Consider the following 12,159-nt stretch of genomic DNA (forward strand, 5'->3'; position numbering starts at 1 on the left):
TTTAAGCGTACAAGCGCACGATCACTTGCGTAACAAAGCGTTCGCGTGGGACACCCATCACGCAGAACAACACAAAACTCAGCACAATAAAAAAGGAGGGGGTTTCCCTTGCATATCAACGATCTTCTGAAACCTGAGAGCATCGCCCTCGGCGTTTCTGCACCTGCCTCGAAGGAAGAGGCAATCCGTCTGCTCGCCGACTGCATGGAAAAGGGCGGCAATCTCAGCAACAAAGAACAGTATGTAAAAGACGTGCTCATCCGTGAGGAGAGCGGCACCACCGGCCTCGGGGACGGCATCGCAACGCCGCACGCCAAGAGCGACGGCGTGCAGGCGGCGGGCCTGGCCGCGATGACCGTGCCTGACGGCATGGACTTTGCCGCGATGGACGGCAACCCGAGCCGCCTCTTCTTCATGATCGCTGCCCCCAACGGGGCGAACGACGAACACCTCGCCATCCTCTCCAAGCTCGCGACCATGATCATGGATCCCGACTTCAAGGAGGCGCTCATCGCTGCCAAGACCGTCGAGGAGTTCCGTCAGCTCGTCGACGACAAAGAGAATGACCGCTTCGTCGCACCGAGCACAGGCGCGTCTGAAGAAGCAGCACCCGCTGCCGACCATATCCAGATCCTCGCCGTCACCGCCTGCCCCACGGGCATCGCGCACACTTTCATGGCGGCGGAGAGCATCGAACAGCACGCGAAGAAGCGCGGCCTCACGGTCAAGGTCGAGACGAACGGCTCGGCCGGAGTCAAAAACGAGCTGACGGCGGAGGAGATCGCTGCTGCCGACGGCATCATCGTCGCAGCGGACAAGAACGTTTCCATGTCCCGCTTTGACGGACGCCGCGTCGTCATCACGAAGGTCGCGGACGGCATCAACAAGGCAGACGAGCTGATCGACCGCGCCCTCTCCGGCACCGCTCCCGTCTATCGTGCAAGCGGTGCGGACGCTGTAGAGAGTGCGGACAGCGGCGAGGAGGAAAGCCTTGCCCGCCAGATCTACAAGCACCTCATGAACGGCGTCTCGCACATGCTCCCGTTCGTCGTGGGCGGCGGTATCCTCATCGCACTCGCCTTCCTCTTCGACGACTACAGCATCGATCCATCGAAGTTCGGCTCGAACACCCCGCTTGCCAAATTCTTCATGGATGTCGGCGGCGCCTCGTTCGGCTTCATGCTCCCCGTTCTCGCCGGCTTCATCGGCATGTCGATCGCCGACCGCCCGGGGCTCGCCGTCGGTTTTGTCGGCGGTGCACTCGCGGGGCAGACGGGCACAGGATTCCTCGGCGCACTGCTGGCAGGCTTTGTCTCCGGCTACGCCGTCAACGCACTCAAGAGGGCATTTGCAGGACTGCCCGCCAGCCTCGACGGCATCAAACCCATTCTGCTCTACCCGTTCTTCGGTGTCCTCATCATGGGACTCATCTCGCTCTACATCATCGCTCCGCCCGTCTCTGCCATCAATACATGGATGGTCTCGACACTCGGCAGCATGGATCCCTCGGCGCGCATCTTCATGGGCATCATCGTCGGCGGCATGATGGCGATCGACATGGGCGGTCCGATCAACAAGGCGGCCTACGTCACGGGTACAGGACTCCTCGCCTCGGGTGAGTATCACGTCATGGCAGCGGTCATGGCAGGCGGCATGGTGCCGCCTCTCGCGATTGCGCTTGCGACCACGTTCTTCAAGAACCGCTTCACCGAAAGTCAGCAGAGGGCGGGCATCACGAACTACGTCATGGGGCTCTCCTTCATCACTGAGGGTGCAATCCCGTTCGCAGCAGCCGACCCCGTGCGCGTCATCCCCTCGATGGTCGTCGGCTCCTCGCTTGCGGGCGCGCTCACGATGTTCTTTGACTGCACCCTGCGTGCCCCGCACGGCGGCATCTTCGTCGTTCCGACCATCGGCAACCCGCTCATGTACCTCGTGAGCATCCTCATCGGTGCCGTCGTCGGTGCCGTCATCCTCTCCATGCTCAAGAAACCGATCAAAGAGTAAGAGAACAACATCATTTCAGCATAAGAAAATCCCGTCCTGCCAATCGCGGCAAGACGGGATTTCTCTATTGTATCACGAAAGAACTTCTCCAGAGCAGGCTGTGCATCCTGTCCTTTTCGCCAAGAGCGCAAGAAAAAGGGGCTGTTGCAGGAAGCTAGAAAACTTCGTGCAACAGCCCTTGTCTATGTCAGCAGTATCGCTACAAGTGCCCCTTCCACCGCTTACGCGGTCCCCCTCCCCCGTGTCGCACGGGGGAGGCTAGGATTATGGAATCTTAGCTTCCCCCGTCAGAGCGGGGGAAGTGGCGAGTGCAGCGAGCCGATAGGGGCGTTCGTGAACAGCCCCAATCTCGCATATTTATACCTTGAACCGCCCAACCAGCTCATCCAGATCGGCAGCAAGCCCCTTGAGGTGCTCTGCAGTGGCTGCAAAGGCATCGAGGGAGGCGGTCTCCTGCTCGATGGCAGCTGCCGAATCCTGCGTGAGATCCGTGATTTTTTTCGACCCTGCAGCGACATCCTCCGCTGCGGCCGCAGCAACCTGCGCACAGGCACGCACCGCCTCGATGGAGGTGAGGAGCACAGCGCGATCCGCACTCTCGGCAGGTACGAACTTATGAATTTCCTGCATTTGGGCGGAGATGCCGCTGATGCTCGATGTGAGCAGCTGAATGTTCTCATTCTGCTCGCTCGCGTTCGCGGCGACATTGGTGATGGCAACGGCATTGTACTCAACCGCCCTGCTGTTCTCGACGCTTGCATGCCAGAGGTTGTCGGAGAGTCCCGAGACCTCCGCCGCACACGCCTGCGCTCGCTGCATAAGGTGGCGCAGGTCGCTGACAAAGCTGTTGAAGGAGTGCACGATGCGCCCGATCTCGTCATAGCGCTCCGCCTGAAGCTGCTGCGTGAGATCCGCCTCCTTGCCGGCAACCTCGCGGAAGGAGGCGGTCAGAGCTGCAAGCGGACGCAGAATATGCCGGATCATGACATAGGAGGATCCGACAAAGATAATCACGGACAGAACGATTACGACAAGTTCAATTTGCTTGGAGGCGGCTATCTTTGCCTGGCTGGCTTGGACATATGCCGTAACGAGCTTATCCACCTCTGCCACATAGCCAGTCACAGAGGCAGAAAGAGCCGCGTTTGCCGCATGTTTATCCGCTGCGGTCTTCGCTCCCAAAACAGCGAACACCTGACTGCGGTAGTTCTCCCACAGGGATCGTACCGTATGGAGCTCCGCCACAATCGCCGGATCAGAAGCGGGCCGGATGCCCACATCCGCATTCCCCTCGGCAAGTCTCGCAAGAATGCGGTCATATTCCTCGATCCGCGTGTGCATCGTTCGCCGGAGAGGTTCCTCCTCTTCACCTTCTGCCGACACAAGGCGTGCCGAGAGCCATGAGAGCTGATACGCACGCATGCGAAGAGAGCCGGAGGCATTGACGGCGGGAGAGTCTCCCTCGAGTTGGGCAAAGGTGGCGAAGCTCAGTCCGACAAGCCCGATGATGAAGACGAAAAGGGCAACAAGTGTGATTCGTAATTTATTATGGATTGACATATTTCCCCTCTCGTTTCAATGAAGATTTCTTTCTATTTATTATATCGCAGAAAAAGCGCGGCTCAATACTCCCATCTGAATAAAAGCACATAACGAATCACTGATCAATGGAGAGCGTCCAATTGGAGCGGATTTTGCCCTGCCGTCAGACCTTGAACTTGCCGACAAGGCCATCCAGCTTTGCCGACAGACTGGACAGACGATCTGCTGTAGCGACGACCTGCTCCATGGTCGCGCTCTGCTCCTCGATGGCAGCAGCCGACTCTTCAGAGAGCCCCGCAATCTGTTTTGCCGCTGCTGCGACGTGTCCGGAGGTGCCCGCGACATTCTGTGCACCTGCCGATGCCGTCTGGTTCAGCTGTACGATCTCGGCAGCCGCCTTACGGCTCTCCTCAGAGCTTTCGGCGATGGCATTCAGCGAGGCGCGTACCGCAGCGACCGCCGCCGTGATCTTCTCGAGTTCGCCGACCAGCTCCTGATTTGCAGTGCGCGTCTCGTGCACCTGATGACGTATGCCGGTCATCTTCGCCGTGACATCGTCCGCCGCGAGACTCGAACTCTCGGCGAGCTTGCGCACCTCCTCCGCGACGACGGCAAAGCCGCGTCCGCTCTCACCCGCACGTGCCGCTTCGATCGCAGCATTGAGCGCGAGCAAATTCGTCTGCCCCGAGATGCCCTTGATGAGATCGATGATCTGATTGATATCCTCCGCATACTGCGTGAGGGTCTGCACGTTCCGATCCATCGTCATGACGATGTCGCGCAGGACATCGGTCTGCGCGGCGACACGCGCCGCACCGTCCCGTCCATCCGCCGCTTTTTCTTCAGAGTCCGCCGAGAGTACGGCAGAGCGTTCGGCAGACGCGAGCATCTGCGCCATGTGTTCCGCAATCTGCGTCACGTTGTCCGCGAGTGCCTGCATATCGCCGTTCTGTGCGTTTGCCTTCCCTGCGACGTCGGTGACGGAGCCGGCGACCAACTCGACCGCATGGCTGCTCTCACCGCTTGCATGGGAGAGTGCACCGGAGAGCTGCGCGACCTCTGCCGCGCTCTCCTGTGCACCGCGTATGATCGTGCGCAGTTTCCCGATGAAGGTGTTGAAGTGGAGGACAATGCGGCCAATTTCATCATCACGCTCAGCATGAAGCTGCTGCGTCAGATCCCCCTCTCCTCCGGCAATATCGCGAAACGACTCCGTCAGCCCAGCCAGCGGGCGCAGAATCTGCGTGAGGATCAGCCAGAGCGCGCCGCCCACCACGAAAACAGCGAGCAGGATCACACCGAGCTGGATGTTCTTGGACGTTTCGATCTTTGTCTGACTTGCGGCATCGTAGGCAGCGACCAGCTTGTTGACCTCCGCCACAAAGGGCGCAACTTCTTTCGCTACCTTCACCTCTGCAGCACGGCGCGCTTCCTCATCCGCCCCCTCGGCAACAGTACGCACATCAGCGCGGTACGCCTCCCACAGAGGCTTCACAACGCCGAGCTGGCGCTGCACCGCCTCATCCGAGGGCGCCGTCAGCCCCATCGCCGCATCGCCCTGTTCCAGCCCCTTCAGAATCCGTTCGTAGTCCTCCAGATCCTTCTGCATCGAAGTACGCAGCGTCTGTGCATCACTCTCATCTGCCGACACGAGCCGTGCCGCTCCCCATGCGAGCTGATAGGCGCGCATGCGCAGCGAGCCGGAGGCGTTGACCGCGGGCGAGTCCCCCTTGAGTTCGTTGAAGGTAAAGAAATTTAACCCGACCAGCCCCACGATAAATACGAAGAGCAAAATCAGAATCGACTGTAGTTTAGCCCGTATACTCATGCCCATCTCCCCTTAATTAAGAAAGCACTGATAAATTCAGCAGCTCCTTCATTCACATCGTCTGATCTGCACCCCTGGCGTAATGACTGCAGTAAGACACATTTCGTACTATTGATTATAGCATAAAATAATTTGTATAAAAATGAAAATCATCTATGATTCCTAAAAAAAGACCATTGACTCTTTCAGCCAATGGTCTTTTTTCAATCAAAGTTGTACGAGTTCGCGCAGACGTGCGAGATCGATGTAGGTCTCGGTCTCCGGATGTCGCCTTAGATAGCCCTGATGCTCGTCCGCCGCCGTCTGAAACGAGGTGAGACGTTCCATCGTCGCGTGCATGACGCGTCGCGCATCCGACCTGCTGTTCGGATCATTGAGCGTCAGATGTTCGCCCGTGGCGGGACAGCGTCCCTTGCCCGCGAGGAAGGTGAGATAGAGCTGGATCTGCGGTTCGTCCTCGGCGCTCTCGTAGAACACACCCGCGCGATACATCGCGCCGCGCACGTAGCCCTGCCCATCAATGCTGTAGGGCGTGACAACCGCAAAGAGCAGGTCCAGCAGCTGCGAGATGTCAATTTTCTTCGGATCGTAGATGATCTCGATGCCCATGCGTCCGCCCGCTGCGCCCGTCGCCACATCATCATGTGCGGCATTTGGCGCGGCGTTGATATAGCCCGTGCGGACGGAAACGATACCGCGCCGCCCCGTGAAGACCTCCTCGAGCTCGTACATATCCGCGCCCGAGAGGCAGATGCGTTTTGTCATAGCGCACCTCAATTCGTAAACAGATCAACCTGCCGCCCTGCCGCACGACCGACGTCGAAGACACTGAGGAGCTCGCCCACCGCCTGGGTCGGCGATATCTCGCCCGTGAGGATGGCATTTTTGACCTCGGGCATGCGCCCACGTACGGCAGCATCCTCGAAGAAGAGGTTGTGCAGATGCTCGTCAATCATGCTGTTCATCCAGTCGAGCAGCTGCGTGTCGCGCCGCTTTTTCCAGATGCCGCTCTCCATCGTCTTTTCGCGGAAAATGCGAATGACCTCCCAGAGGTCTGCAAGGCCCGTCTTTTCGATGGCGGAGGCGAGGTAGGCGTGCGTCGTCCAACCAGGCGTTGCGGGCCGGATGAACTCGAGCATGCGCTCGTACTGACCGCGTGCAACCTTCGCCTTGATGAGGTTGTCCCCATCGGCCTTGTTGATGACGATAGCATCGCCAAGTTCCATGATACCCTTCTTAATGCCCTGCAGCTCATCACCCGCGCCCGTTAAGACGACGAGCAGGAAGAAATCGACCATTGAGCGCACGGTGGTCTCGGATTGACCGACACCGACGGTCTCGATGATGATGATATCGTAGCCCGCCGCCTCACAGAGCAGCATGGTCTCACGGCTCTTGCGCGCAACGCCGCCGAGCGTGCCGCCCGCAGGAGAAGGACGAATGAACGCCTCTGGACGACGCGAGAGCGTGCCCATGCGCGTCTTGTCGCCGAGAATCGACCCCTTCGTCACAGAGCTGGTCGGATCGACGGTGAGGACGGCGACGCGGTGCCCTGCATCGCAGAGCATATTGCCGAATGCCTCGATCATCGTCGATTTTCCCGCGCCCGGAACACCGGTGAAGCCAATGCGCAGAGCATTTCCCGTCCGCGGCAGGAGGCGCTGCAGGACGCGCTGAGCAAGCTTGAAGTGTTTGCTGCTGTTGCTCTCAATGAGTGTGATGGCACGCGAGAGCGTCATGCGGTCACCACGTTCTACGCCCGCAACATAGTCGTCCTCAGAGAGAATGAGTTTGCGGCGCGGCATCCCCTGTCCATTCAGGAGTTTCGGGTTGATATTGCCGACGGTCAGATCCTTGATCCCCTCAATGCCGCCCATGACACTTGTCGTGAATTTACAATCGGCATCCTCAGGCACCCAGTCCGGTCGCTCTACGGTATATTTTTCGCTCATGATTCCTCCTTTCGTATGGCAAAACGCCGCCCTCTTGTTTGAGGGCGGCGCCATAGGGGAGCACGAATGAATTGAATCCGCTCAGATTGGTGTAAGTTTTTTGTCCTGTCAAGGAGACAAACCGGACGCATAGTAGTTCTATGCGGAGGATTTGGCAACGATGGCAGGGCGAAAAAGATGCACTTAGATGAGTGGATGATTTCGTCCGTGTTCCCCCGTATCAGCCTGCGGCTTCTTCCTTCGCCCTCTCGATGAGAAGGGTCAGGAGCTTGATGCCCGCCTCGGGGATGTTCGTACCCGGTGCAAAGATCGCCACCGCACCATGCTCGTAGAGGTTGTCATAGTCCTGCACGGGGATAACGCCGCCGATGCAGACCATGATATCGTCACGCCCGAGCGCCTTGAGCTCATCGACGAGCTGCGGCAGAAGCGTGTTGTGTCCTGCAGCGAGGGAGCTGAACCCGACCATGTGCACATCGTTGTCGACGGCATCCTGCGCAGTTTCGGCAGGAGTCTGGAAGAGCGGGCCCACATCGACGTCCCAGCCCATGTCGGCGAAGGAGGACGCAATGACTTTCTGTCCGCGGTCGTGTCCGTCCTGTCCCATCTTCGCAACGAAGATACGCGGACGGCGTCCCGTGAGCTCCTCGAACTCGTCCGCCATCTCGCGGGCGCGCTCGAGCTCCGTCTTGTCCGTGAACTCGGAGGAGTAGACACCGGAAATGGTGTGGATAACGGCCTGGAAACGTCCGGAGACCTTCTCCACAGCGTCGGAGATCTCACCGAGCGAGGCACGAACGCGTGCAGCGTCGACCGCCGCCTCGAGGAGGTTGCCGTGGTCACGGCTCTCTGCCGCCTTTGTAATGCCCTCGAGGCAACGACGTACATCGTCTGCATTGCGCTCTGCGCGCAGCTTCTCGAGACGCTCGACCTGTGCCTGACGCACGGCCGTGTTGTCAATCGCGAGGATCTGGAGGGGGTCCTCCTTCTCGAGACGGTACTTATTCACGCCGACAATACTCTCGATACCGGAGTCGATCTGTGCCTGGCGGCGTGCAGCCGCCTCCTCGATACGCATCTTCGGCAGACCCGTCGAAATGGCCTTTGCCATACCGCCGAGAGCCTCAACCTCCTGGATATGCGCCCAGGAGCGGCGAATGATCTCGTTCGTGAGCGCCTCGACGTAGTAGGAGCCGCCCCACGGATCGATGATCTTGCAGACGCTGGTCTCATCCTGGATGTAGAGCTGCGTATTACGTGCAATACGCGCAGAGAAGTCCGTCGGCAGTGCGATCGCCTCGTCGAGTGCGTTCGTATGGAGCGACTGCGTATGGCCGAGCGCCGCGCCCATTGCCTCCATCGCCGTGCGGGCGATGTTGTTGAACGGATCCTGGGCCGTGAGCGACCAACCAGACGTCTGGCTGTGCGTACGCAGCGCCATCGACTTGTCGTTCTTCGCATCGAAGGACTTGACGATCTTCGCCCAGAGGACGCGCGCAGCGCGCATCTTTGCGATCTCCATGAAGTAGTTCTTGCCGATTGCCCAGAAGAACGAGAGACGCTTTGCAAAATCGTCGACAGCGAGGCCTGCCTTGATACCCGTGCGAATGTACTCGAGACCGTCGGCCAGCGTGTAGCCGAGCTCGATGTCCGCCGGTGCACCTGCCTCCTGCATATGGTAGCCGGAGATCGAGATGCTGTTGAACTTCGGCATGTACTTCGTCGTGTACTCGAAGATGTCACCGATGATGCGCATCGACATCTCAGGCGGGTAGATGTAGGTGTTACGGACCATGAACTCCTTCAGAATGTCGTTCTGAATCGTACCTGCCATGATCTTCTTGTCAACGCCCTGCTCCTCGCCCGAGACAATGAAGAATGCGAGAATCGGCAGAACCGCGCCGTTCATCGTCATGGAGACGGACATCTGATCGAGCGGAATGCCCGAGAACAGGATGTTCATATCCAGCATGGAGCAGACGGAAACGCCTGCCTTGCCGACGTCGCCGACCACGCGCGGATTATCCGCATCGTAGCCGCGGTGGGTCGGGAGGTCAAATGCGATCGACAGACCCTTCTGACCTGCGGCGAGGTTGCGGCGATAGAATGCATTTGACTCTTCCGCCGTCGAGAAACCTGCGTACTGACGCACCGTCCAAGGACGGAAGACGTACATCGTAGAGTATGGACCTCTGAGACACGGCGGAATGCCGCTCGCGAAGTCAAGGTGACTCATATGCGCGTATTCATCAATGTCGTAATACGGCTTGACGGGAACGCGCTCCATGGTCTTATGCGTGAGCGCGTCGAATGTCCGCCCGGTCGTCCCTTCAAAGAGGGCACGCCACTCTTTGGAGTCTGCCGATGGACTTTCGCCAAGGCTCATCCCGGTGAAATCCGGGTTGGTGAAACCAGCCATTACGCAATCATCCCTTTCTTTTTCTGGAGTCTCTCGAGTACCTCGTAGCAATTTGCCTTGACGGAGATATACTCGTCGATACCCGCGTTGTTGTATGTCTCAAGGAGATCCTTCGGCGCAGCACCCGCAAGGAATACGCGTGCGTTCGGAAGCACCTCATGAAGCTTCGGTGCAAGTGCCGGAACGATCTCGGGATAGGTCGCATCCGTGGAGCAGATGACAACCGCATCCGCGCCGCTCGCACGTGCCGCCTCTGCCGCCTCCTCGACCGTCTTGAAGCCATCGTTGCCGAGCACCTCGAACGCGCCGACCTGCAGGAAGCCCGTGGTAAAGTCTGCACGCGCTTTATGCTGCGGAATGGGGCCCATGTTCGCGAGGAAGACCTTGACGTTATCGTTCTTGGCTGCCTTATAGTCCTCGGTACGCTGGCGCAGTTCCTCAAAGCGCTCGCTCCAGCGGTGCGGTGCAATCGCCGCAACCGTCTCAGACGCACCTTTCCCCTCCGTAACCGCTGCCATCAGTTCTGCAATGGTCGCGCCGGCAAGTGCCGCCTCGATGCCGTGGCCCAGAGCGCCGTCGGCTTTAAACGCTGCAAGAGCTTTCTTGCAGTGCTCTGCGTCGATATCAGAAAGATAGGCATCAATCGTCTCTTTGCGCGCCTGCTTCATCGCCGCGGTATCCTCTTCGCGACGGTCGAGCAGGGTCTCCGTCATGTTCGGATACATATTGTTGCCGACGATGCGGTCCTTGCGCAGGTCTGCATTCTTAAAGCGATCGGCAAGGATCTTGGCAATGCCCTCCTGGATCGATCCGCCCTGAAGTGCTGCGACAATGCCGCCGCTCTTCTCGATGCTCTGGAACTCTGCCCAGATCTTTTCCTTCATCTGACGCGTGAGGGTCTCAACCGCCCACGAGCCGCCCGCAGGATCGATCGGCTGAAGCATGCCGAACTCCTCCTGGAGCATGATCTGGATGTTGCGCGCGATGCGGCGCGAGAACTCATCACCCTTGCGGATGGGCTCATCGAACGGCGCACTCTCAAACGAATCAATACCGCCAACAACCCCCGAGAAGATCTCCGTCGTATTGCGGAGCATGTTGACATAGGGATCATAGATGGTCTTAAAGAAGAGTGCCGGGCGCGCGTGAATACGCATCTTCTGCGACTCAGCGTTGCCGCCGAATGCCTTTACGATCTGTGCCCAGATTGGACGCACTGCGCGCAGCTTTGCGATCTGGAGGAAGAAGTTCGCGCCCATGGAGAAGCCAAACGCAATCTGCGATGCTGCCTCATCAATCGTCAAGCCACGCTCACAGAGTGCACGCAGATACGCAGCCGCAGTCGCAAGAGACGAAGCGACCTCCTGCACATCGTTCGCGCCGCCGTTGCTGTATACATCGCTGCGGACGAAGATCGTCCGGAGATGCGGCGCATTCTTGACGGACCAAGATGCTGCAGCAGCGAGGCTGTCATAGTACGATGCGAGCGGCGCATCGAGTTTGCCCTCTGCCGCAAGTGCTCCGATCGGATCGGCACCGATAATGCCCTGTACATGCTGCATATCCTCTCCGGCTGCGCGGCGCGCTGCCGCAACAAGCGAGAGAATCGGGAGGGCGTTCGCACCCGCATAGACATAGAGTGGGAATTTGCCGAGGTCGAGTCCCTCGAGCAGCGTATGCATATCGTCGACCGTCGTTACACTCGTGCCGAGATCGCCGACATGCGATGCCTGACGTGCGTCAATGCCTGCACGTGTCGCACTGTCAAGCACAATGTGATAGATCGTCGAACCCTTGTCATTCTCATGACGCAGAAGCTCATTGTTCTCGCTGGGCAGCGTCTCATCGCACGCCTGTGCAATCCCCCACGGCTTGCCAATATAGCCTGCCGCATCCACGCCGCGCAGGTAGTCTCCCATACCCGGCATAACACTCTTTGGCAGAATGGCCTCCGTGTGCTTCTTTGTGTACATGGGGTCGAAGGTGATGCCCTCATAGGTCTTAGTGAACATGACCTTCTCAAACGGTGCTCCTTTGAGGAGTGCCTCACAGGCTTCCTTCCACTCCTCATCAGTCGGGGGAGTGAATTCATCGAGCGAGACTTCGGGGAAATCTTCGACTTCCGCCGATTTCTTCAGAAGCTTCTGAAGCTCTTCGTCACTCGACCGTTCTTTTTCTTCCGGCATAGTACGTCCTCCTTTATATTATTCGGGGAACTCGGAAAGCTCCGATTTCTCCAAAAAACCATCAAAAAAGATGATTTTTTTGTAAAAAAAGCGCTCTGAGCTTCCACCCTCAGAGCGTGGCCCCACGAAGGAGGCAAAACGAGAACTGAAAAGATGAGCAATGTTTCCCCAAGGAGCGTATACTCCTTCATCCCGGGGAAATCTCTGCGTACATATCTTCAAATA

General features: G+C 58.5%; 7 protein-coding genes. 1 reads left to right on the plus strand and 6 read right to left on the minus strand.

Going from position 1 to position 12,159, the window contains the following annotated elements:
• Nucleotides 1-108: 108 nt before the first annotated feature.
• A complete protein-coding gene (locus HMPREF1992_RS04575; RefSeq protein WP_021684682.1) occupies nt 109-2,007 on the plus strand; it encodes a PTS fructose transporter subunit IIABC in 1,899 nt (632 codons plus the stop codon).
• A 357-nt stretch (nt 2,008-2,364) separates the two neighbouring features.
• On the opposite strand, the gene HMPREF1992_RS04580 is transcribed toward HMPREF1992_RS04575, so the two are convergent.
• The 6 genes from HMPREF1992_RS04580 to HMPREF1992_RS04605 form a co-directional block, all read right to left on the minus strand.
• Entirely contained in the window at nt 2,365-3,567 is a 1,203-nt protein-coding gene (locus HMPREF1992_RS04580) for a type IV pili methyl-accepting chemotaxis transducer N-terminal domain-containing protein (protein ID WP_021684683.1), read from the minus strand.
• Between the two features lie 145 nt (nt 3,568-3,712).
• A complete protein-coding gene (locus HMPREF1992_RS04585; protein WP_037358580.1) occupies nt 3,713-5,377 on the minus strand; it encodes a methyl-accepting chemotaxis protein in 1,665 nt (554 codons plus the stop codon).
• Nucleotides 5,378-5,584: 207 nt separating this feature from the next.
• Nucleotides 5,585-6,142: a peptide-methionine (S)-S-oxide reductase gene (locus HMPREF1992_RS04590; RefSeq protein WP_021684685.1), complete on the minus strand. Its 558-nt coding sequence runs from the start codon at nt 6,140-6,142 to the stop codon at nt 5,585-5,587.
• Nucleotides 6,143-6,150: 8 nt separating this feature from the next.
• On the minus strand, nt 6,151-7,329 hold the full coding sequence (gene meaB / locus HMPREF1992_RS04595) for a methylmalonyl Co-A mutase-associated GTPase MeaB (RefSeq protein ID WP_037358583.1): 1,179 nt from the start codon (nt 7,327-7,329) through the stop codon (nt 6,151-6,153).
• 220 nt (nt 7,330-7,549) lie between these two features.
• A complete protein-coding gene (gene scpA / locus HMPREF1992_RS04600; RefSeq protein ID WP_021684687.1) occupies nt 7,550-9,748 on the minus strand; it encodes a methylmalonyl-CoA mutase in 2,199 nt (732 codons plus the stop codon).
• Nucleotides 9,748-11,934 carry a methylmalonyl-CoA mutase family protein gene (locus HMPREF1992_RS04605; RefSeq protein ID WP_021684688.1) on the minus strand — a complete coding sequence of 729 codons (2,187 nt, stop codon included), beginning with the start codon at nt 11,932-11,934 and terminating at the stop codon, nt 9,748-9,750. The genes scpA and HMPREF1992_RS04605 overlap by 1 nt, the downstream gene beginning before the upstream one ends.
• Between the last annotated feature and the right edge of the window lie 225 nt (nt 11,935-12,159).

The sequence above is a fragment of the Selenomonas sp. oral taxon 892 str. F0426 genome (assembly GCF_000468035.1).
In the GTDB taxonomy this organism is placed as follows: Bacteria; Bacillota; Negativicutes; order Selenomonadales; family Selenomonadaceae; genus Centipeda.

Excerpts from the sequence above, each read along its gene's own strand:
- HMPREF1992_RS04590 (WP_021684685.1), bottom strand. The coding sequence starts at position 6,142 with ATGACAAAACGCATCTGCCTCTCGGGCGCGGATATGTACGAGCTCGAG.
- meaB (WP_037358583.1), bottom strand. The coding sequence starts at position 7,329 with ATGAGCGAAAAATATACCGTAGAGCGACCGGACTGGGTGCCTGAGGAT.
- scpA (WP_021684687.1), bottom strand. The coding sequence starts at position 9,748 with ATGGCTGGTTTCACCAACCCGGATTTCACCGGGATGAGCCTTGGCGAA.
- HMPREF1992_RS04605 (WP_021684688.1), bottom strand. The coding sequence starts at position 11,934 with ATGCCGGAAGAAAAAGAACGGTCGAGTGACGAAGAGCTTCAGAAGCTT.
- HMPREF1992_RS04580 (WP_021684683.1), bottom strand. The coding sequence starts at position 3,567 with ATGTCAATCCATAATAAATTACGAATCACACTTGTTGCCCTTTTCGTC.
- HMPREF1992_RS04585 (WP_037358580.1), bottom strand. The coding sequence starts at position 5,377 with ATGAGTATACGGGCTAAACTACAGTCGATTCTGATTTTGCTCTTCGTA.